Consider the following 18,895-nt stretch of genomic DNA (forward strand, 5'->3'; position numbering starts at 1 on the left):
TCATATGAGCGGAGAGATCACCTACGCCGATTTCGAGCGCGTCGACATTCGTGTCGGCACGATCGTCGAGGCGAGCCCCTTTCCGGAAGCGCGCAAACCGGCGTTCAAGCTGGTCATCGATTTCGGCCCTGAGATCGGCCTCAAGAAATCCTCAGCGCAGATCACCGTGAATTACACGCTGGAAAGCCTGGTCGGCCGGCAGGTGCTCGCCGTCGTCAACTTCCCACCACGCCAGATCGGGCCGGTCCGCTCGGAAGTGCTGACGCTAGGCTTCGAGGACGAGAACGGCGCGATCGTGCTTGCGGCGGTTGAACAGCCGGTGCCGAACGGCAAGAAGATGATGTGAGCCAGCGCTCACACCGTCTTGTCAGGCGTTTTTCTCTGATGTGCCCGCGTCGAGTGCCTACCGAGGCTTGATTTCCTGCAGAAACGGATTGCTGCGCCGCTCGTCGCCGATGCGGCTGCCGGGGCCGTGGCCGCAGATGAAGCCGACGTCGTCGCCGAGCGGCAGCACCTTGTCACGGATCGAATCGAGCAGTTGCTGGTGATTGCCGCCCGGCAGGTCGGTGCGGCCGATCGAGCCGTTGAAGAGCACGTCGCCGAGATGGGCGAAATTCTGCGCGCGATTGAAGTAGATGACGTGACCGGGCGCATGGCCTGGCGTGTGATAGACTTCGAACTCGTGAGCGCCGAAGGAGACCTTGTCGCCGTCCTTCAGCCAGCGGTCGGGCAGGACGTTGCGCAATCCCGATATGCCGTATTTTTCGGCCTGGGTCTCGATCCGCTGCAGCAGCGGCAGATCGTCCTGATGTGGGCCGACCACCTGGACGCCCAAGGCTTCCTTCAGTTCTAGGGCGCCGCCGGCATGGTCGAGATGGCCGTGCGTCAGCCAGATTTCCTTGATTGTGAGGCCGCTTTTCTCGATCGCCTGAAGGATGAGCGGCACGTCGCCGCCGGGATCGACGACAACACCTTCCTGGGTATCGGGATCGAAGAAGACCGTGCAGTTCTGCTGGAAGGGTGTGACCGGAATAATGCCGGCCTGGAGCATGCCCATAGGTGCCTCGCTTGGTGTCTCTGATGCCCAGCATATAGTCCGAAACGGCGGCGAGGGCAGCCGGAATCTTCTGCCTCTCGGGTGTGTTTCACGGCCAAAAGACGGGCTGAAACAAGAATTTATGAATCTTTCCGCCATCGCTATGGGTTGGAAAAATCGCGTTTTATCCAGCTTCTTCAATTGTTTGTGCACTAAATCTCATGGGCGCCGTTTCCCGACGAGCAACGCACGGGAACATCGTGGAACGCCGCGCGTTGTCCGGCCATCGAAACCAAGGAGACGCTCACATGACCTTGAAGAGAAACATCCTGTTGGCTGGAGCCGTGCTCCTGGCGAGCGGTGGTCTTGCGCAGGCGGAGATGGTGGCGACAACCGTCAATGATCTCAACATCCGCTCCGGCCCCGGCCCGCAATATCCGGCCGTCGGTCTTGCCACGCGTGGCTCTACCGCGGTGCTCGACGGCTGCATCGAAGGCAGCCGCTGGTGCCGCGTCGACGTCAACGGCATGCGCGGCTGGGTCTATGCCGATTATCTGCAGGTCGATCGTGGCGGCAGCCAGGTGATCGTCCAGGAGAACCGTGCCGAGATCGGCGTTCCCGTCGTAACCTATGAGTCGACCGCAAGCGTCGTTCCGGCCGAGCCTCAGCCGGCGCCGGGCGACGAATTGCTCGGCCCCGTCGGGTCGGTCGAAACGATCACTCCGCCGGAGACGGTCCGCACCTATATCGAGACCAACCCGGCTGACACGGTGCGGCTCGGCGGCGAAGTCGTCGTTGGCGCGGAAGTGCCTGCCGACGTCACCTTCCAGACGATTCCCGACTACGAGTACCGCTACACGAGGATCAATGACCGGCCGGTGCTGGTCGATCCCGGTACGCGCCGGATCGTCTACGTCTATCAATGACGTGATTGGCCGAAACTGAGGGCGAGGCGGACGTCAAACCGCCTCGTTCCGGGCCACTTCTACCTGCCTTAATCCCGCATCGGTTGATTTTTCTTAACATTTTCCTCTGAAATATGATAAAATGCTAATATGCCGAAGGTTCGGCATGGATCGGCGATCGGGGAGATCGCCACAGGAGGAAAATCATGGAAGCGCTACTTCCGCTCGTCATCCAATTGATAGCAGGCGCCATCGGCGGCAACGCCGCAAGCGCCGCCTTGAAGCAGCAGGCGCTGAATATCGTCGCCCGCACGATCGCAGGCGCGATCGGTGGCGTGGCCGGCGGCATGCTGCTCAGCATGGTCGGCGGCGAAGCGGCTATGACCGGCTTGATCGCCGACGGCATCGGCGGACTTATCGGCGGCGGCATTCTCTCGACGCTCGCCGGCGTGGTCATGGCGCGGGCGCATAGATAAAGGGTCCGACGGGCGTTCACCTACAGCGCCGCGCGTCTCTTCAGACGCGCGACGGAGGCTGTAGTGTTTTGAATTGCTTCATAATTTTATCCTCAAATCGATTCGGATTTAAGGAGTTATGGAGCAGCCGGACCGATTTCGTGAAAGTCTTATTCGGCGGCGACCGCCGCCGGATAGACTTCCCTCATATAGTCGTTCATCAGCGTTTCGGAGATCGTCGACGGCGTGAAGCGATAGCGGCCGATTTCGGAAACCGGCGTCACTTCCGCCGCGCCGAAACACTCATCATCTCGCTGCCGCGCCAGGCGATCGGCCTGATATAGGCATTCCTGACACCCGGGCGCTTCAGGAGTTCGACGGTCGCGGCGTCGAGCTCCTCGACGCAACAGGGCACTTTGAAGCCGAGGATCTCGGCGCCCGCGCGCCATGCCTGTTGATTGTTGTCCCCATTACGTTTTATCCACAGACGCAAGGGGAAATCGCGTATTGCGTCGGAGTTCCGGACGGGCCTTAGTTTTTCCTGCATAATTCCTCAAATCGGAATCGATTTGAGAATGAAGTTATGCAGCAATTCATAGTGCTACAGCGTCCTTTGCGTCTGAAAAGACGCGCGGCGCTCTGGGGAAATACAGTCCGTGCGGGCTCCCGCAGAGTAGGGGAGCTAATAGCGACGCAAATTTATATCAGTAAAACTGACATATCTTCGCGAAGCTTTCCCGCAATGCGCGGAAAGAGAAAGGAAATGCCGAGTGTCACCACAGACCGGAGCGAAAGCAGGCAGCCAAGAGCCGCTGGCCACGCCGATGGAAGATACCGACATCATCGATTTCGAGATCATCGAACTGTTCTTTTTCGCCTATCGCGACTTCGTTTCCGATCCTGACGCCATCCTCGAAAAGAGCGGCTTCGGCCGGGCGCATCACCGCGTCGTGCATTTCGTCAACCGCAATCCGGGCATGACGGTGGCCGATCTTCTCGATACTTTGAAGATCACCAAGCAGAGCCTCGCAAGGGTGCTGAAACAGCTGATCGATTCAGGCTATATTCGCCAGGTGGCCGGCCCCGAGGACCGGCGGCAGCGCAAGCTCTATCCGACGAAATCGGGGCGCGAGCTGGCGCTTGCCCTTGCAGAGCCGCAATCGCGCCGCATAGAGCGGGCATTCGACGGTGCTTCTGCGGGGGCGCGAGAGGGCATAAAGGCTTTCCTCAGGGGCATGCGGGACAGACAGAAGGCGGATTGAATGGCGGTCAAGACTGGAATTTCCGACGATGCGGCGCATCTGCTGGTGGTCGACGACGACTCGCGCATCCGCGCCCTGCTCAATCGTTATCTCGCCGAGAACGGCTTCCGCGTCACCGTCGCTGCCGACGGCGCCGAGGCGCAGCGCAAGCTTGCCGGTCTCGATTTCGACCTCATCATCATGGACGTGATGATGCCCGGCGAATCCGGCATCGAGGTCACCCGCGGGCTTCGCGCCATCAAGAACGTGCCGATCATCATGCTGACGGCGCTGGCGGAATCGGGCAGCCGTATCGAAGGTCTCGAGGCGGGCGCCGACGACTATCTCTCCAAGCCGTTCGATCCGCGCGAGCTGGTTCTGCGCATCAACAACATCCTGCGGCGCAATGCCGGCGGTGAGGGGCCGAAGATCGAGCAGGTCATGTTCGGGCCCTACACGTTCTCGCTCACCCGCAAGGAGCTGAAGAGGGCAAGCGAGGTGATCCGCCTTACCGACCGCGAGCAGGAGATCATGCTGCTATTTGCGCGGCGCGCCGGCGACACGATCCCCCGCCATGAGCTGATCGGCAACGACACCGAAGTCGGCGAGCGGACGATCGACGTGCAGATCAACCGGCTGAGGCGCAAGATCGAGGACGATCCGGCCAACCCCGTCTGGCTGCAGACCGTGCGCGGCATCGGATACAGGCTGAGCATCGACTAAGCACGAAATCGGGACCGGCGCTGATGGTGACAATGGACAGTTTGCGGCGGGAAGACCGCACTCCTGCGCAGGGTTGGCGCTGGATCGTCCGCTGGCTGCGTCGCCGGCTGCCCACCGGGCTCTACGCACGTTCGCTGCTGATCATCATCATTCCGATGGTGCTCCTGCAATCGGTCGTCGCCGCCGTCTTCATGGAGCGCCACTGGCAGATGGTGACGGAGCGGCTGTCGCTTGCTGTCACCCGCGATATCGCCGCGATCATCGAGATCGTCGAGACCTATCCGCAGAATTCGGATTATGGCGAGATCGTCCGTATCGCGCGCGATCAGCTCAATTTGCAGATCTCGATCGAGCCGGACGGTGACCTGCCGCCGCCGCGCGTCAAACCGTTCTTCTCGATCCTCGACGGCATCCTTAGCGACGAGATTACCAACGAGATCCATCGGCCTTTCTGGATCGACACGGTCGGCAATTCGAACCTCGTCGAGATCCGCATCAAGCTCGAGAACAAGATCCTCAGGGTGCTGGCCAAGCGCAGCCAGACCTACGCCTCGAACACCCATATTTTCATCGTCTGGATGGTCGGCACCTCGCTGGTGCTGATCGGCATCTCGATCCTCTTCCTGCGCGGGCAGATCCGGCCGATCCTGACGCTGGCGCGTGCGGCCGAAAGCTTCGGCAAGGGGCAGAAGGCCGACAATTTCTATCCGCGCGGCGCCGACGAGATCCGGCGCGCCGGCCTTGCCTTCATCCAGATGCGCGAGCGAATCGAGCGGCAGATCGAGCAGCGCACCGCAATGCTTTCCGGAGTCAGCCACGATCTGCGCACCATCCTCACCCGCTTCAAGCTGCAATTGGCGCTCGCCGGCGACAATCCCGACCTGCACGGGCTGAACGACGACGTCAACGACATGCAGACGATGCTGGAGGCCTACATGGCCTTTGCACGCGGCGAGGTCGAAGAGGATGTCGGCAAGTTGAAACTCAGCGAGATCTTCCAGAAGCTGGAATCCGATTTCGCCCTGCACGGCAAGACGTTCAACTATTCGATCGAAGGCGACGACGACATATCGGTCCGGCCGAACGCCTTCATGCGTCTCGTCACTAACCTCGCCTCGAATGCGCGGCGATATGCCGACAGGCTCGACATCGAGGCCAAGCACAGCGCCAAATGGCTGACCGTCATCTTCGACGATGACGGACCGGGTGTTCCGGAAAAGAACCGCGAGGACGTGTTCAAGCCTTTCTTCCGGCTGGACGCGGCGCGCAATCTCGATGCGTCGGGCACCGGGCTCGGCCTTGCGATCGCCCGTGACATCGCCCGCAGCCACGGCGGCAACGTCATGCTCGGCGACAGCCCGCTCGGCGGGCTGAGGGCGACGATCCGAATTCCCGCATAATCTAAACGGCCGCCGTCAGCTTCACGGCTTTGCGTGCATCGAAATCGTCCAGGCGTTCGACGATCCAGCGCCAGAGCGTTACGACCTGCATGAGCAGATCGCGGCCGAGCGGCGTCAATTCGTATTCGACGCGCGGCGGAATCTCGGGATAGAGCGTGCGGATGATAAGGCCGTCGCTTTCGAGGGTGCGCAGTGTCTGGGTGAGCACTTTCTGGCTGATGCCCTCGACGCGCTCCAAGAGACGCGAGAAGCGCAAGGGCGCGCCGGCGTCCGAAAGCACGTGCAGGATGCGCAGCGGCCATTTCGCCGCCGCCCGCTCGATCAAAGCGCGCGCCCGTGCATCCTGTTCATCCGTCATGTTGCAGCAGAAATCGAATATGTCGCTGGTCACTTCAGTTACCTCGCGGTGCGTATAGATCTTACCGGTACCTTCTTTCGATCGGAAACAATAGAACATACATGGGCCGGGAACCAATCAAGGAGAGGTTTCCGATGTCGAAGGTATGGTTGATTACGGGGAGTTCGCGCGGTCTCGGCCGGGCGCTGGCGGAGGCGGTGCTGGCCTCCGGCGACAATCTGGTGGCGACGGCGCGCGATCCTGCCCAGCTTGCCGATCTTTCCGGGCGCTATGGCGGCCAGGTGCTGGCGCTGGCGCTCGATGTAACGGACGAGGTGGCGGCGGCTGCAGTGGTCGATGCCGCTGTCAGGAGGTTCGGGCGTATCGACGTGCTCGTCAACAATGCCGGCTACGGCAATGTCGGCTCGATCGAGGATACCAGCCTTGCCGATTTCCGTGCCCAGATCGAGACCAACCTGTTCGGCACGATCATCATGACCAAGGCGGTCATCGCGCTGATGCGCGGACAGGGGGCGGGACATATCATCCAGTTCTCTTCCGTCGGCGGGCGCATCGGGCCTGCCGGACGCGGCGCCTATTCGGCGGCGAAATTCGGCGTCGAGGGTTTTTCCGAGGTGCTGTCGAAAGAGGTCGCGCCGTTCGGCATCAAGGTGACGGTGATCGAGCCCGGCGGCTTCAGGACGGATTTCGCCGGCGCCTCGACGGTGCTTGCCGGGGGGCGGGCGGAGTATGCCGAAACGGTCGGGGCAACGGTGCGCTTCCAGCGTGAGTATGACGGCCACCAGCCCGGCGATCCCGCCAAAGCGGCCGCGGTCGTCGTCCATATCGCCGGTCTCGACGAGCCGCCATTCCGGCTGCTGCTCGGCAGCGACGCGGTCGGCAATGTCGAGAAAGCGGATGCGGCGCGTATCAAGGCCGATCGGGAATGGCGCGCCGTCAGCGTCTCGACCGATTTCGAGCCGGGAGAGACGCGCGGCGCTCTCATGCCCTGGGAGAAAAAGGCCGGTTGACGAGGCCAAAACAAAAGCGCCGCTGAGAAGCGGCGCTTTGTATCAGGAATGGTTGGGTAATCAGCCGGCGTTGCAGAAGTGGCTGCGGCCGTCACCGCCGATATAGGTGCCGCTGCGCGGATCGAAGGAGCGGTAGCGGTAGGAGCAGTAACGCTGCCATTGCGGCGACCAGGGCTCCACAGACTGGCGGACCGGCGCATAATAACGCGGCTGCTCAACATATTGGGGCTGCTCGACATATTGCGGCTGCTCGACATAGACACGGCGCGGTGCGCGGTAAACCGGAGCGGGCTCGTAATAATCGGGCTCGTAGGCCGGGTCGACGTAGCGGCGCTCTTGGTAAACAGGACCATTGTTGGCGTTGGCGATGGCCGAGCCGACGATCAGGCCGGTGGCAAGGCCAACGGCGCCGCCGACCCACGCATCGTTGTTGTGGCCGTGATGATTGTTATGGCGCCAGTAGCGGTCATCGGCCGAAGCCTCGCCAATAGCGGAAAGCGTGAGCGCGGCAGCGGTTGCGGTCAGCAGAAGGGTCTTGGCGAGCCTGTTCATAAGTGTAGGTCCTAATCCCGGGAACCGAACGCCGGTTCCTTTCTCGATGGGGTTAGTACTAAAGATTTATAGCTGAACGAAGGCTGAACGACAAAACCCGGCATTGCTGCCGGGCTTCAACTCGAATTCGACAGCCTTGTAAGGGCTCAGCCTGCAATCTGCAGATTGACGGCCTTGGGGCCCTTGCCGCGGCGATCCGGCTCCGTGTCGAAGCTTACCTTCTGATTTTCCGTCAGACCGGCCAGCCCGGAGGCCTGAACGGCAGAAATGTGAACGAAGATATCGGCGCCGCCCCGGTCCGGCTTGATGAAGCCGAAGCCTTTGTCGGTATTGAAGAATTTTACAGTGCCAGTCTCTGCCATGCCTCAGGTCCTTTTCTCTCCGCCCGCCATCCACACGGGCAGCATCATAGCATTGCCTCCTTGCGGGAGGTGTTGGCAGGCAATTCTTGAAATGTGAGAAAAAGGTCCCCTCTACCTCGGCCTGCTCCAGGCAGAACTTTCGCCTGCCTTTTCGGAACCGGCTGACCGGGATAATTAGCGTTCCCGGCGCGCAAATACTTAAGGACTTCCCATGCTCGCAAAATGCCCGAACGAGCCGAGAGTGCTGCGTTTAAAGGATTTTGGCAAGCAAAAGTTTTTTTACGTGTCCTTCCGGGCACACCCTCGCCGCTATCCAATTTGCGCCAAAACGCAAAATTTCCTTCGCGAATGGGGAATGATTAACGTTTTATATCGTCAGCAATGTAAGTTCCGAGCAGAATTTGCCAAAAATGCAACGTAAACGCGCTTTTGCGCCCCATTAAAAAATTTTTCGAATCCGGCATTCACCCATATTTGGACGCGTGTTCAGCTGGCCGGCATGCGTCGGCGGGTAAATCCGGGCACGAGCTCGACTACAAGCATAGCGGTAAACATTAGCGCACAACCTGTATAACCGGCCGCCGGCATCGTTTCGCCGAGCAGGAGGGCTGCGAGCGATGCGCCGAAGAGCGCTTCGGAGGAGAGGAAGATCGCCGCCTGCGAAGGCGTGGTGCAACGCTGGGCGATCACCTGCAGCACGAAGGCCAGGCCAGAGGAGAAGATACCGACATAGAGTATCTCAGGTGCCGCGGCCGATATCGCCGAAAGGCTGATCGGCTCGACTGCTGCGGCAATGGCCAGCGCGCAAACAGCGGTGACGGCGAATTGCACGGCGGAGAGGGCGAGCGGCCTTCCGGTCTCGGAGACGGTGGTGCCGGCAAGGGTGATCTGGATCGCCCAGAAGACGGCGCAGACGACGGTCAGGAGATCGCCTGATGTCAATGCCGAGAGATGACCACCGGACAGAAGATAGATGCCGGCGACAGCCATCAGCGCGCCCGGCCAGATGATCCAATGTGGGGCACGGCGCAGGAAGAATACGGCAATCAGCGGCACGAACACGACATAGAGGCCGGTGATGAAGCTGGAGTTCGTCACCGTCGTCGTCTGCAGACCGATCTGCTGCGTGGCTGCGCCGCTGAAAAGGGCAAGACCGGTCAGGACGTAGAGTTTTGCATGGCGTGCGCTGGTCTTCACCCGCGCTTTGCGCGCTTCCAGGAAAACGAAAGGCAGCACAGCCAATGTTGCGACGGCAAAACGCAAAGCGATGAACCAGAAGGGGCCGATCGCCTTCATTGCTGTCGATTGCGCGACGAAGCCGCCGCCCCAGATGGCGGCTGCAAGCAACAGGAGGAGGTTCGCCTGAACGCGCGTCATGTCGTCCTCGATTGGGAAGGGAGATATGCCAGAGCGGTTAGCAGTTGCGTTTCCTCCAGGCAAGGGCGAAGACTTCACGCCTGACGATGGAGGCGAAGGCATGCGCAGCGGAGATCGGGCCAGCGATATGACGACGCCCAAGACGGCAGGTTATTCCGGTACGCCGCTCGTCAGGAAGCTCGGCCTTGCGCGCGGCCAAGTGGCCGCTCTTCTCGGCATCCCCAAAACGATCGAAGACATCAATGGTTTCGACGGTTTTGCTTCGATCGTCCACGTGCTTCCCGAAACGCCACGGCGGGCGTTTGATTATGTGCATCTGTTCGCGACTGAGCGCACCGTACTGGAAGCGGCAGCGCCTACGCTCTTCAAGGCCTTGAGGCCGGACGGCATGGTCTGGATCTCCTGGCCGAAAAAGAGTTCACGCAGGCCGACCGACATTACAGAGGACGTGCTGCGGGAAATCCTGCTGCCGACCGGTCTGGTCGACGTCAAGGTCTGCGCCATCGACGAGATCTGGTCCGGGCTGAAATTCGTCATCCGCAAGGAATTGCGCGGCTCGCTCTGACGTCTCAGCCGTTGTTGGCCTCAGTTCTGGAGATTCTGAGCAGCGCGCCGTCGTCCTCGTCGGTCACCATCAGCAGCGCGCCGTCGGGCGCGACGATGACGTCGCGGATACGGCCGTATTCGCCTTTGAACAGGCGCTCCTCGGCGACAAAGGCGCCGCTCTCGTCACGCTGCATGCGCGAGAGCAGCTGGAATTTCAACGCTGCCACGAGGAAATTTCCGTCCCATTCCGGGAACATGGCGCCGCGATAGACGACGAGCGCGCCGGGCGCGATCGAAGGATCCCAGTAATGCAGCGGCTGTTCCAGCCCTTCCTTGGCGGTGCCTTCGCCGATCTCGGCGCCCGAATAGTCGCGGCCGTAGGTGATGATCGGCCAGCCGTAATTCTTGCCGGCCTCGGGCTGATTGATCTCGTCGCCGCCACGCGCGCCATGTTCGACGGTATAGAGCTTGCCGTCCTTGGTGTCGAAAGTGATGCCCTGCGGATTACGATGGCCTTTCGACCAGATTTCCGGCAGCGCCCTGCCGCCGTCCCTGAACGGATTGTCGGCCGGGATGCTGCCGTCGGCATTGATGTGGATGATGGACCCGGCGTCATCCTGCCAGTCCTGCGAACGGTCGCGGTCGCCGCGATCGCCGACGCTGATGAACAGCGTGCCGTCCGGAGCGATTGCGATGCGCGAGCCATACTGGATATTGCCCGAAGTGAAGCGCCGCATGGTGAAAACTGGCGTGACCGCCTCGAGCCTCTTTTCGTCGGTGGAAAGCGTGGCGCTGAAGGCTTCGGTGCCTGAGCCCTGGCCGCTGGCAATGGCGGCGGTGAAATAGAGCTTGCGAGATGTCTTGAAGTCCGGGGCGAGCGCCACGTCCATCAAGCCGCCCTGGCCGAGGGCGCTCACCTTGGGCACGCCGCCGATCGGATCTGAGACCTTGCCGTTGCGGATGATGCGCATGCGGCCCGGCCGCTCGGTGACGAGATAGGCGCCATCCGGCAACACCTCGACCGCCCAGGGGTGTTGGAGACCGTCGGCGAGTTTTTCGACACGGACGGTTGGACCCTGCGTGTTGACGGTATCAGCCGCATTAGCGGCTACGGCGCCGAACACGATCAGCGCTGCGGCGAAATGGAAGGCAGATATTCTCTTCATGTCGCTCCCCGTCGTTTCTCCATGCGGAACGTGGAGCGGCTAGGGAAGGGCTTCAACCTTATTCGACGTGCAATAACGGCTTTGTGTTTACCGGTTGAATGGAACCGGTTGCCTTGTCGTCGACCAGTTGCGCCTCGACGACATAGCGCAGCGGTCCGGGTTCGGTGACATTGAAGGGCCAGCCGGTGGTCAGCACCAGGCGGCGGCCATCGGAGGACGGGGCGATGCCGCTGGCATCCCACGGAGCGATGCGGCCTTCGCCAGCCTTGAAGGTGAAGACTTTGCCGTCGCGGCGGGTGACCTCGATCGCATCGCCCGGCCTTATATATTGCAGCCAGCGGAAATGCGTGTCGCGATGGGCGGCGATGACGGAGGTGCCTTCATCGCCCGGCTGCGGTGTGTTGGCGAGCCAGGCCGGACCGAAGCCGAGAGCTTCGCCGGAGGCACCGGCGAGCACGATCGCCTCCTTGCCCAAGCGCGGTGCACGCACCTTGGCTTCCGTGGTGAAGTCGGCCCAGGGCCAGGGCTTTGTTTCTTCGCCGCGCAGTTCGGCGGCGAAGGCACGTTTCAGCAGGACCTGCGAGAGCTCCGCCTTTGCCTTCAGCAGGAAGCCGTCGCCGATCAGCGCCAGGCCGTAAAGGGCCAGACCGGCGATGGCGAAGGCGATCGCTCGTTCGACCGGCGAAAGACGCCAAAGGAAGAAACCTTTCTTCGCTCGGGTCTTGGGCTTGCCGTAAGCCGTGGCGGCGGCCATGGCGAGTTCCAGATAGGTCGGAAGCGGCTCGAATTCGGCCGCTTCGTCATTCTGGTTTGTGGGGAGCCTAGAGACCATTACTTGGCTCCGGCCCCGATGAGGCCCTTGAGGCGGCGGCGCCAGACGGCGAGCCCGCTTGCCGCCGTCAGCGCCATGAGCAGAATGGTAAGCCCGCGCATGATCTGCTCGTCGGCGCGTGTCGCCGTCTGCGGCAGGTTCACGGTCTGGGTTTTCTGGGCGATCATGGTGGCAGCCTTGGCAGTCGGGGCTGCGGCCGTCGTCTCTTTCAGCCGTGGCGCCTCGACATGGAAGCCAGGCGCTTCCGACGGGAAGAGCAGTGAGCCGCTGTCGACATCGTTCGGCCGGACAAGGGCCGCGAGCTCCGTGAATGCCGGCTGCGTCTCGGCGCGGGCAGCGGAAGCAAACCCCAACATCGCGGCGATGCAGGCGACAAAAGCCGTGACAGCCACAAGAAAGGAAACCGAGACCCGGCGCATGCGCATGCGCCCGATGGCAAACTCATCTTCCAGAAACATTGGCCTACCCTCAATAACCAATTTTGGATGCTGAATGATGTGCCTTCGATCTCGGGCACGCTCGCGACGGAATTGCGGCGCGGCGCGGCATTTGTTGCGGCTTATTCGTGGCGATGAGCGAATTCGGCGATGCCGCTGAGTTCAGGGGTAAAATTGGAGATTGGTTCAAGATCCACGCCTGGCTGTCCCGGCAGGTAATACAAGCCTGACTGGAGGGGCCTAGCGTCTCGGCGGTCAGCGCGGCGGACGGATCAATAAGAATCATGTCTCCATGACGCCTTTGCGCTTGAAATGCCGTCATACATTGGACATAGAGCTAACCGCAGAACTCCGGTCCCGGCTTTCTGCCCGTTTCAACCATTAGGACCGATATCATGGCCTTCCTTGCCGATGCTCTTTCCCGTGTGAAGCCTTCAGCCACCATCGCCGTTTCCCAGAAAGCGCGCGAGCTGAAAGCAAGAGGACGCGACGTCATCGGTCTCGGCGCTGGTGAGCCGGATTTCGATACGCCCGACAATATCAAGAAGGCCGCCATCGACGCGATCAACCGCGGCGAGACCAAGTACACGCCGGTTTCCGGTATCCCTGAGCTTCGCAAGGCGATCGCCGCCAAGTTCAAGCGCGAGAACGGTCTCGAATATTCCTGGGAGCAGACGATCGTCGGCACCGGCGGCAAGCAGATCCTGTTCAACGCCTTCATGGCGACGCTGAACCCCGGCGACGAAGTCGTCGTCCCGGCACCCTACTGGGTCTCCTATCCCGAGATGGTGGCGCTCTGCGGCGGCACGCCGGTTTTCGTTTCCGCGAGCCAGGAGCATAACTTCAAGCTCCAGCCCGCCGATCTCGAAAAGGCGATCACGCCGAAGACCAAGTGGTTCATCTTCAACTCGCCGTCCAACCCGACCGGTGCCGCCTATACGCATGCCGAGCTGAAGGCGCTGACCGACGTGCTGGTCAAGCATCCGCATGTCTGGGTGCTGACGGACGACATGTATGAGCACCTGACCTATGGCGACTTCAAGTTCGTCACCCCCGTCGAGGTCGAGCCCAGCCTCTACGACCGGACGCTGACGATGAACGGCGTCTCCAAGGCCTATGCGATGACCGGCTGGCGTATCGGCTATGCGGCCGGCCCGCTTCAGCTCATCAAGGCGATGGACATGATCCAGGGGCAGCAGACCTCGGGTGCGACCTCGATCGCCCAGTGGGCGGCTGTCGAAGCGCTGAACGGTACGCAGGACTTCATTCCGGCGAACAAGAAGATCTTCGAAGGCCGCCGCGATCTCGTCGTGTCCATGCTGAACCAGGCCAAGGGCATTGTCTGCCCGGTGCCGGAAGGCGCCTTCTACGTCTATCCGTCCTGCGCCGGCCTGATCGGCAAGACGGCTCCGTCGGGCAAGGTCATCTCGTCTGACGAGGATTTCGTTTCCGAACTTCTGGAATCCGAAGGTGTTGCCGTCGTTCACGGCTCGGCCTTCGGCCTCGGCCCGAACTTCCGCATCTCCTACGCAACGTCGGAAGAGCTTCTCGAAGAAGCCTGCCGCCGCATCCAGCGCTTCTGCGGCGCCTGCAAGTAAGCGGACTGTCATAAGATCGATCGAGGGCCTGCCGGTGACGGCGGGCCTTTTTGTTTGTGGCAGCGTTGACGATGTGGCTGCATGTAGCTACATTTGAGGCCATGAAGACCGTTTCGATCCGTGATGCGAAGAACCGCCTGACCGAGCTTGCCCGCGAGGTCGAGGCAGGTGAGACCGTGGTCGTAACACGCAACGGCCGGCCGGTATTCGATCTCGTGCCGCATCAGAAGCGCGGCGGTTTGAACCTGGAGGCCGGGCAAGCTTATCTTCGTGCTCGGGGTATTACCAATCCCGTGCCTTTTATCGCGGATGATTTTGACGACCCGCTGCCCGAGGATTTTCTCCTGAGGCCTTTGCCGGAGCCATGAGGCTTCTTCTTGATACCCATATCGTTCTTGCGATCCTCCGGAAGGACGCCAGTGAACGATATCCCGAGATCGCCTCGCTGCTTGGCGACAGCAAAACCGTGGGCTTCGTCAGCGTCGCAAGTCTTTGGGAAACGGCGATCAAAGCTCGTCTGGGAAAGCTGGATCCTGGCATGCCGCTCGAAGACATTGCTGGATCTCTTGAGGAAATAGGATTGACGATCCTTTCCATCGACATTCCGCACGTCATCACTGCCGCCGACCCGGAGCCCGAGACGCGCGATCCCTTCGATCGCCTGCTGCTGGCCCAGTGCAAGGTCGAGGGCTTGCAGCTTGCAACGGTCGACCGGCTGCTCGTCGATCATCCGCTTGCCTTGCGGCTTTGATCTCACATTCCGATTCAACAGGCTGCGCATTCGATTCCGCTTTGCCTCGCAAGTCATTGAAATCCGATTCAAAACGTGACGAGGTGCGACGGTTCGGCGGGTTATCTGCGGTTGCGGGCGGACGCCAAACCAACTAGATATCCGGCATCAAGTTTTAAGTCGCCACTTCGGGAGCCGGATTTTGCAGCAGAGTGCCGTTATCGTATGTTCGGATGTCAACATGTTGCCGGCCGCCTGCTGTACCCTGCTTTCCGTCAAGCGCAACCTCGCAAGCTCTCCCGTGGAGTTCCTGCTTCTCGGCATCGACCTTAAGCCGAAGGAAATCGCCGAGGTCGAAAGCTTCGCGCGGGTGCATGGCATGGTGATCAATGTGCTGCCCTACGAGACGCCGGATGCGGCGCGGCAGACGCGGGGGCGCTGGTCCATGGCGACGCTGGCGCGGCTCTACATGGATCTGCATGTGCCCGCTCATGTCGAGCGCCTGCTTTATCTCGATGCCGACGTGCTCGCGGTGGCGCCCCTCGACGAGCTCTTTACAATGGATATACAGGGAAAGGCGCTTGCCGCGGTCGACGATTACATCATGGCCTTTCCCGAGAAATCAGGCGCACGGCAGCGCAAGATCGGCATGCGCGAGGGCGGGCGCTACTTCAATGCCGGCGTGCTGCTGTTCGATTGGTCGGCCTGCCGGGCGAGGGAGCTTTTCGTCAGGACACGTGAGACATTCGAAGAGCGGTCGCATCTTTTCCAGTACAACGACCAGGATGTGCTGAACGTCACTTTCGATGGTGATTGGCTGGTGCTCGATCTGCGCTTCAACACGCAGACAGGGCTCCTGCCTTTCGTCAGCCGGCCGGCAATCCTTCATTTTACCGGAAAGAGGAAGCCATGGCAGGTGACCGTTCCCTGGGTGCATCGCCGGATGACCAGGCGTTACATCGAGGATCTCCGCGATACGCCGTGGGCTTCCTTCAGCAGGCAGCCGTCGGTGACACGCCGTATCGGCGGGTTCTTCAACTATCTGGGAAAGCGGATCAGCGGGCGGACGCGGTTTGCCCAGACGCGCGCCTATTTCGGCAACAGCTAATGCGGTCGGCAGAGCGCATCGTCCTTGGAAAGTGCATGTGAGCCGATATGGAAGAAATCCCCAGCAACACACAGACCATGCCTGCCCCGGATGGAGGCTTCAACTTCCTGACGCCGGAGGCGTGGAAGGCGCTGTTGTCGCGCTATTCCCATATCGTGCTGGTGGCAAATAGCGAGGCGGTCGATTTCGAACGGTTGCGTTTCGAATTGCCGGAAACGGCGCTCTACGTCTTTTTCAACAAGGTCTACAAGGTGCTCGACGAACCTTTCGTCGGTAACGCCGTGCTGGTTGCCCGCAGCGGCGTGATGGGCGCCAATATCGTGCACAGGCGCGAAGTAACGGATGTCCTGCGCTTCTTCACCGGCGACGATTTCCTCGGAATCGTCAATGTCCGCGTCGCCACGGAGGAAAATTTCAGCGAGGAGAGTCGCTTCGAAGGCGCCAAAGCGCGTCACCTTGATCTGACGCAAATACTTGGCGATCTCTATCCGGTAGGCAGGATCCCGACGAGCGGCTTCGCACTGGCGCTGTGGCTCGCCGACCTGCAACTGCCGGGCAAGATCGTGCTTGCCGGCTTTTCGGCGAAGAGGAGTGAGAAGTGGAAGGTCTTCGACGTGCACGATTGGACGTTCGAGCAGATCTTCCTGCGTCTCTTTGCTCGGATGGGCACGATCTCGATGATGGGCGGCGTCGATGCCAGCCCCTATTCGTCGCTCGCCAAACGGTTTCCACAGGTGCCGCCGATCGAGATTGCGATGACGGCGGCCGAAGTCTTATCGGAGCGGCTCGATAATGCAAACGGCCAGATCGACAGGCTCATGTCCGTTACCAAATCCATCCGCGCGATCGAGAACTTCTTTCGGCGCTTCAAACCGAAAACCCGCAAGCAGCGCTTCCTCGAAAAGTCGAAGGAATGACTGTCGCAGGCCCTCGCCACCAGGCGCGGGCGGGCAACAAAGCTGTTTCGAATATGGGTTCAACACATTATAACGCTCACGACCGTGGGCCATCGAGGTAGAAAATGGAACAACAGACCGTCCGGATTTTCGTTGGATTCGATTCCAAGGAAGTCGTCGCCTATCACGTTCTCGCGCAGAGCATCATCGAGAAGTCGTCGATCCCGGTCGAGTTCTCGCCGATCGTGCTTTCCAATCTCGGCGGGCTCTTCACCCGCGAGCGCAACGCGCTGCAATCGACGGAGTTCTCCTTCTCGCGTTTCCTGACGCCCTATCTGAGCGGCTACCAGGGCTGGAGCATCTTCATGGATTGCGACATGCTGATGCGCACCGATATCGCCGAGCTTTGGGCTCTTCGCGACGATCGTTACGCCGCCATGTGCGTCAAGCACGACTACCAGCCGAAGATCGAGACGAAGTTCCTCGGCCAGACCCAGACCAAGTATGAAAAGAAGAACTGGTCGAGCTTCATCCTCTTCAACAACGACAAATGCCGGGCGTTGACGCCCGACTTCGTCAATACGGCGACCGGCCTGCAGCTGCATCAGTTCAAGTGGCTTGAAAATGACGACCTCATCGGCGAATTGCCGGTGACATGGAACTACCTCGTCAACGAATACGACTACCGCGAAGACGCCAAGAACGTCCATTTCACCGATGGCGGTCCGTATTTCGACGAATACAAGAATGACGACTATGCCGAAGAGTGGTTCGCGGCCCGCGAACGCATGCTCTTCGTCCAGCAGCGCGCTTAAGACTGCCTGCTCTCCTTCTCCCGTCGGGGAGGAGGAGAGGCCTCAAAGCCCCAGCGCCGTCAGCATGATGAAGGTGGCGAAGAGGATGAAATGCGTCATGCCCTCGATGGCGTTGGTTTCGCCGTCGTTGAGGTTGATCGCAGCAGCAATCAACGTGATCGCCACCATGACGGTCTGCACCGGCGTCATCGCCATGACGAAGGGCTGGCCGGTATAGAGTGCGATCCCCTCCATGACTGGCACCGTCAGGATCACCGTCGAGAGCGAGGCGCCCATGGCGATGTTGACCGTCGCCTGCATGCGGTTCCTGAGAGCCGCCCTCAGCGCGGTCAGGATTTCGGGGGCGGCCGAGATCGCGGCGACGACAATGGCCGTGACCGCGATCGGGGCGCCGCTGTCGCGCAGGCCCTCGGTCATGAAGGCTGACATGAACTCCGCAAGCCCGCCGATGATGACGACGCCGACGAGAATGGTGGCGATCGAGACTGCCGCCTGCTCGTCGGAGCCGTGGTCGTCGTGGCTTTCCTTCTTCCGCTCAGGGCGCGGATAGCTGTAGCTGAAGAAATAGCTGTGCTGGCCGACCTGCATGCGCAGGAACAGGCCGTAGAGCGCGATCATCGCGACGATGGTGAAGGCGGAATAATAGTGCCATTTGTCGCTGGGCACGAATTCCGGCACGACCATCGAAATGCCCATGGCGGTCAGGATCATCACGCCATAGGTCTTGCCCGAATTGTCGTTATAGGGCTGCTCGCCATGCTTGAGGCCGCCGAGCAGGGCGGCAAGGCCGAGAATGCCGTTGATATCGAGCATCAGGGCCGAATAGATCGTGTCGCGCACCAGCGACGGGGAGCTTTCGCCTGTCATCATGATGGCAAGGATGATGACCTCGACGGCGACGGCCGAAAGGGTCAGGATCATCGTGCCGTAGGGATCGCCGACCTTGACGGCGAGCAGCTCGGCATGGTGGGCGACGCGGATCGAGGCGAGCACGATGGTGCCGACGAGGGCAGCGGCGGCAATCAGCGCCGCGCCGCGGCCCATCTCCATCACCGCGTGCTCCAGGAGATAGGCGATCACCGCAACGACAAGTGCGGCGATCAGAAACTTTTCCTCTTTAAAGCGCGACGCGATCCCCAAGCCCAAGCTCCTGTGCCGATTCATGGCTTTTATCTAGGTCGCTGATTTCGCTTGTGAAGCAAGTCTCGGTCCGGTCCCATTTGCAGTCTTCTGCGTTTAATGGAATACTGAATGCAATCGGGGCCGGAAAGCAGATCGCGGCGTCCTCGAATTCTCGTCAAGCGGCCGCGATGATCCGGATACTGTCCGGAAGCGTGCGAATGCGCAA

Annotated in this window: 24 protein-coding genes and 1 pseudogene; 14 read left to right on the forward strand and 11 right to left on the reverse strand. The window is 60.9% G+C overall.

The genetic code is table 11. From position 1 onward, the window contains the following. Nucleotides 1–4 precede the first annotated feature (4 nt). Nucleotides 5–346 carry a tRNA-binding protein gene (locus tag EFQ99_RS26585; protein ID WP_126924198.1) on the forward strand — a complete coding sequence of 114 codons (342 nt, stop codon included), beginning with the start codon at nt 5–7 and terminating at the stop codon, nt 344–346. A gap of 57 nt (nt 347–403) precedes the next feature. Here EFQ99_RS26585 and EFQ99_RS26590 read toward each other — a convergent pair whose 3' ends face one another. Continuing rightward, nucleotides 404–1,057 (reverse strand): MBL fold metallo-hydrolase, encoded by a 654-nt coding sequence (locus EFQ99_RS26590; protein ID WP_126924199.1) that lies wholly within the window; start codon nt 1,055–1,057, stop codon nt 404–406. 287 nt (nt 1,058–1,344) lie between these two features. On the opposite strand from EFQ99_RS26590, the gene EFQ99_RS26595 reads away from it, so the two are divergent. After that, complete coding sequence (locus EFQ99_RS26595; RefSeq protein ID WP_126924200.1) at nt 1,345–1,962, forward strand: DUF1236 domain-containing protein; 618 nt, start codon at nt 1,345–1,347, stop codon at nt 1,960–1,962. A gap of 185 nt (nt 1,963–2,147) precedes the next feature. Continuing rightward, nucleotides 2,148–2,417 (forward strand): hypothetical protein, encoded by a 270-nt coding sequence (locus EFQ99_RS26600; RefSeq protein ID WP_126924201.1) that lies wholly within the window; start codon nt 2,148–2,150, stop codon nt 2,415–2,417. Between the two features lie 149 nt (nt 2,418–2,566). On the opposite strand, the pseudogene EFQ99_RS35375 reads toward EFQ99_RS26600, so the two are convergent. After that, nucleotides 2,567–2,701 (reverse strand): annotated as a pseudogene (locus EFQ99_RS35375) (branched-chain amino acid aminotransferase); the annotation flags it as partial. Further along, a complete protein-coding gene (locus EFQ99_RS26605) occupies nt 2,677–2,943 on the reverse strand; it encodes a hypothetical protein (protein ID WP_126924202.1) in 267 nt (88 codons plus the stop codon). The pseudogene EFQ99_RS35375 and the gene EFQ99_RS26605, both read right to left, overlap by 25 nt. A 223-nt stretch (nt 2,944–3,166) precedes the next feature. On the opposite strand from EFQ99_RS26605, the gene EFQ99_RS26610 reads away from it, so the two are divergent. The 3 genes from EFQ99_RS26610 to EFQ99_RS26620 are packed head-to-tail and all read left to right on the forward strand — an operon-like array spanning nt 3,167 to nt 5,760. Beyond that, a complete protein-coding gene (locus EFQ99_RS26610; protein WP_126924203.1) occupies nt 3,167–3,658 on the forward strand; it encodes a MarR family winged helix-turn-helix transcriptional regulator in 492 nt (163 codons plus the stop codon). Then, complete coding sequence (locus EFQ99_RS26615; protein ID WP_126924204.1) at nt 3,659–4,360, forward strand: response regulator; 702 nt, start codon at nt 3,659–3,661, stop codon at nt 4,358–4,360. 23 nt (nt 4,361–4,383) lie between these two features. Continuing rightward, nucleotides 4,384–5,760: an ATP-binding protein gene (locus tag EFQ99_RS26620; RefSeq protein WP_126924205.1), complete on the forward strand. Its 1,377-nt coding sequence runs from the start codon at nt 4,384–4,386 to the stop codon at nt 5,758–5,760. Nucleotide 5,761: 1 nt separating this feature from the next. On the opposite strand, the gene EFQ99_RS26625 is transcribed toward EFQ99_RS26620, so the two are convergent. Continuing rightward, nucleotides 5,762–6,217, reverse strand: a complete 456-nt coding sequence (locus EFQ99_RS26625) for a winged helix-turn-helix transcriptional regulator (protein WP_126924206.1) — start codon at nt 6,215–6,217, stop codon at nt 5,762–5,764. A gap of 35 nt (nt 6,218–6,252) precedes the next feature. On the opposite strand from EFQ99_RS26625, the gene EFQ99_RS26630 reads away from it, so the two are divergent. After that, entirely contained in the window at nt 6,253–7,128 is an 876-nt protein-coding gene (locus tag EFQ99_RS26630) for an oxidoreductase (protein WP_126924207.1), read from the forward strand. A gap of 60 nt (nt 7,129–7,188) precedes the next feature. Here EFQ99_RS26630 and EFQ99_RS26635 read toward each other — a convergent pair whose 3' ends face one another. The 3 genes from EFQ99_RS26635 to EFQ99_RS26645 form a co-directional block, all read right to left on the reverse strand. Then, nucleotides 7,189–7,680, reverse strand: a complete 492-nt coding sequence (locus EFQ99_RS26635) for a BA14K family protein (RefSeq protein ID WP_126924208.1) — start codon at nt 7,678–7,680, stop codon at nt 7,189–7,191. 146 nt (nt 7,681–7,826) lie between these two features. Further along, the gene (locus EFQ99_RS26640; protein WP_003561293.1) at nt 7,827–8,042 is read right to left on the reverse strand and encodes a cold-shock protein; all 216 of its coding nucleotides are present in this window, start codon (nt 8,040–8,042) and stop codon (nt 7,827–7,829) included. A gap of 486 nt (nt 8,043–8,528) precedes the next feature. Further along, nucleotides 8,529–9,419, reverse strand: coding sequence for a DMT family transporter (locus EFQ99_RS26645; protein WP_126924209.1), 891 nt, complete (start codon nt 9,417–9,419; stop codon nt 8,529–8,531). A gap of 100 nt (nt 9,420–9,519) precedes the next feature. On the opposite strand from EFQ99_RS26645, the gene EFQ99_RS26650 reads away from it, so the two are divergent. After that, the gene (locus EFQ99_RS26650; protein ID WP_126924283.1) at nt 9,520–9,984 is read left to right on the forward strand and encodes a DUF3052 domain-containing protein; all 465 of its coding nucleotides are present in this window, start codon (nt 9,520–9,522) and stop codon (nt 9,982–9,984) included. Nucleotides 9,985–9,988: 4 nt separating this feature from the next. Here EFQ99_RS26650 and EFQ99_RS26655 read toward each other — a convergent pair whose 3' ends face one another. From EFQ99_RS26655 to EFQ99_RS36325, 3 genes are read right to left on the reverse strand one after another with little or no spacing between them, the layout of a single operon-like run. Continuing rightward, nucleotides 9,989–11,131, reverse strand: a complete 1,143-nt coding sequence (locus EFQ99_RS26655) for a PQQ-dependent sugar dehydrogenase (protein ID WP_126924210.1) — start codon at nt 11,129–11,131, stop codon at nt 9,989–9,991. A gap of 58 nt (nt 11,132–11,189) precedes the next feature. Then, nucleotides 11,190–11,963: a class GN sortase gene (locus EFQ99_RS26660; RefSeq protein WP_126924211.1), complete on the reverse strand. Its 774-nt coding sequence runs from the start codon at nt 11,961–11,963 to the stop codon at nt 11,190–11,192. Further along, nucleotides 11,963–12,421 carry a hypothetical protein gene (locus EFQ99_RS36325; RefSeq protein WP_425376290.1) on the reverse strand — a complete coding sequence of 153 codons (459 nt, stop codon included), beginning with the start codon at nt 12,419–12,421 and terminating at the stop codon, nt 11,963–11,965. The genes EFQ99_RS26660 and EFQ99_RS36325 overlap by 1 nt, the downstream gene beginning before the upstream one ends. 374 nt (nt 12,422–12,795) lie before the next feature. Between EFQ99_RS36325 and EFQ99_RS26675 the strand changes: the two genes are divergently transcribed. The 6 genes from EFQ99_RS26675 (at nt 12,796) to EFQ99_RS26700 (ending at nt 17,547) form a co-directional block, all read left to right on the forward strand. Next, complete coding sequence (locus tag EFQ99_RS26675) at nt 12,796–13,998, forward strand: pyridoxal phosphate-dependent aminotransferase (RefSeq protein WP_126924212.1); 1,203 nt, start codon at nt 12,796–12,798, stop codon at nt 13,996–13,998. A 101-nt stretch (nt 13,999–14,099) separates the two neighbouring features. After that, on the forward strand, nt 14,100–14,366 hold the full coding sequence (locus tag EFQ99_RS26680) for a type II toxin-antitoxin system Phd/YefM family antitoxin (RefSeq protein WP_126924213.1): 267 nt from the start codon (nt 14,100–14,102) through the stop codon (nt 14,364–14,366). Then, nucleotides 14,363–14,749: a type II toxin-antitoxin system VapC family toxin gene (locus tag EFQ99_RS26685; RefSeq protein WP_126924214.1), complete on the forward strand. Its 387-nt coding sequence runs from the start codon at nt 14,363–14,365 to the stop codon at nt 14,747–14,749. The genes EFQ99_RS26680 and EFQ99_RS26685 overlap by 4 nt, the downstream gene beginning before the upstream one ends. 139 nt (nt 14,750–14,888) lie before the next feature. Beyond that, nucleotides 14,889–15,836, forward strand: coding sequence for a glycosyltransferase family 8 protein (locus tag EFQ99_RS26690; protein WP_281024295.1), 948 nt, complete (start codon nt 14,889–14,891; stop codon nt 15,834–15,836). Between the two features lie 47 nt (nt 15,837–15,883). Then, nucleotides 15,884–16,753 (forward strand): 3-deoxy-manno-octulosonate cytidylyltransferase, encoded by an 870-nt coding sequence (locus tag EFQ99_RS26695; protein WP_126924216.1) that lies wholly within the window; start codon nt 15,884–15,886, stop codon nt 16,751–16,753. 104 nt (nt 16,754–16,857) lie between these two features. Further along, nucleotides 16,858–17,547: a glycosyltransferase family protein gene (locus EFQ99_RS26700; RefSeq protein WP_126924217.1), complete on the forward strand. Its 690-nt coding sequence runs from the start codon at nt 16,858–16,860 to the stop codon at nt 17,545–17,547. A 42-nt stretch (nt 17,548–17,589) separates the two neighbouring features. Here the strand turns inward: EFQ99_RS26700 and EFQ99_RS26705 are convergent, their stop codons facing one another. Continuing rightward, nucleotides 17,590–18,687: a calcium:cation antiporter gene (locus EFQ99_RS26705; protein ID WP_126924218.1), complete on the reverse strand. Its 1,098-nt coding sequence runs from the start codon at nt 18,685–18,687 to the stop codon at nt 17,590–17,592. Nucleotides 18,688–18,895: the final 208 nt, after the last annotated feature.

The sequence above is a fragment of the Rhizobium vallis genome, assembly GCF_003985155.1.
Classification (GTDB): domain Bacteria; phylum Pseudomonadota; class Alphaproteobacteria; order Rhizobiales; family Rhizobiaceae; genus Rhizobium; species Rhizobium vallis.

What these genes read in the sequence shown, in the direction of transcription:
- EFQ99_RS26695 (WP_126924216.1), top strand. Translation starts at nt 15,884, where the DNA reads ATGGAAGAAATCCCCAGCAACACACAGACCATGCCTGCCCCGGATGGA.
- EFQ99_RS26640 (WP_003561293.1), bottom strand. Translation starts at nt 8,042, where the DNA reads ATGGCAGAGACTGGCACTGTAAAATTCTTCAATACCGACAAAGGCTTC.
- EFQ99_RS26630 (WP_126924207.1), top strand. Translation starts at nt 6,253, where the DNA reads ATGTCGAAGGTATGGTTGATTACGGGGAGTTCGCGCGGTCTCGGCCGG.
- EFQ99_RS26605 (WP_126924202.1), bottom strand. Translation starts at nt 2,943, where the DNA reads ATGCAGGAAAAACTAAGGCCCGTCCGGAACTCCGACGCAATACGCGAT.
- EFQ99_RS26590 (WP_126924199.1), bottom strand. Translation starts at nt 1,057, where the DNA reads ATGGGCATGCTCCAGGCCGGCATTATTCCGGTCACACCCTTCCAGCAG.
- EFQ99_RS26625 (WP_126924206.1), bottom strand. Translation starts at nt 6,217, where the DNA reads ATGTTCTATTGTTTCCGATCGAAAGAAGGTACCGGTAAGATCTATACG.
- EFQ99_RS26660 (WP_126924211.1), bottom strand. Translation starts at nt 11,963, where the DNA reads ATGGTCTCTAGGCTCCCCACAAACCAGAATGACGAAGCGGCCGAATTC.
- EFQ99_RS26685 (WP_126924214.1), top strand. Translation starts at nt 14,363, where the DNA reads ATGAGGCTTCTTCTTGATACCCATATCGTTCTTGCGATCCTCCGGAAG.
- EFQ99_RS26615 (WP_126924204.1), top strand. Translation starts at nt 3,659, where the DNA reads ATGGCGGTCAAGACTGGAATTTCCGACGATGCGGCGCATCTGCTGGTG.
- EFQ99_RS26650 (WP_126924283.1), top strand. Translation starts at nt 9,520, where the DNA reads ATGCGCAGCGGAGATCGGGCCAGCGATATGACGACGCCCAAGACGGCA.
- EFQ99_RS26675 (WP_126924212.1), top strand. Translation starts at nt 12,796, where the DNA reads ATGGCCTTCCTTGCCGATGCTCTTTCCCGTGTGAAGCCTTCAGCCACC.
- EFQ99_RS26620 (WP_126924205.1), top strand. Translation starts at nt 4,384, where the DNA reads ATGGTGACAATGGACAGTTTGCGGCGGGAAGACCGCACTCCTGCGCAG.
- EFQ99_RS26680 (WP_126924213.1), top strand. Translation starts at nt 14,100, where the DNA reads ATGAAGACCGTTTCGATCCGTGATGCGAAGAACCGCCTGACCGAGCTT.
- EFQ99_RS26600 (WP_126924201.1), top strand. Translation starts at nt 2,148, where the DNA reads ATGGAAGCGCTACTTCCGCTCGTCATCCAATTGATAGCAGGCGCCATC.
- EFQ99_RS26635 (WP_126924208.1), bottom strand. Translation starts at nt 7,680, where the DNA reads ATGAACAGGCTCGCCAAGACCCTTCTGCTGACCGCAACCGCTGCCGCG.
- EFQ99_RS26645 (WP_126924209.1), bottom strand. Translation starts at nt 9,419, where the DNA reads ATGACGCGCGTTCAGGCGAACCTCCTCCTGTTGCTTGCAGCCGCCATC.
- EFQ99_RS36325 (WP_425376290.1), bottom strand. Translation starts at nt 12,421, where the DNA reads ATGTTTCTGGAAGATGAGTTTGCCATCGGGCGCATGCGCATGCGCCGG.
- EFQ99_RS26700 (WP_126924217.1), top strand. Translation starts at nt 16,858, where the DNA reads ATGGAACAACAGACCGTCCGGATTTTCGTTGGATTCGATTCCAAGGAA.
- EFQ99_RS26595 (WP_126924200.1), top strand. Translation starts at nt 1,345, where the DNA reads ATGACCTTGAAGAGAAACATCCTGTTGGCTGGAGCCGTGCTCCTGGCG.
- EFQ99_RS26655 (WP_126924210.1), bottom strand. Translation starts at nt 11,131, where the DNA reads ATGAAGAGAATATCTGCCTTCCATTTCGCCGCAGCGCTGATCGTGTTC.
- EFQ99_RS26585 (WP_126924198.1), top strand. Translation starts at nt 5, where the DNA reads ATGAGCGGAGAGATCACCTACGCCGATTTCGAGCGCGTCGACATTCGT.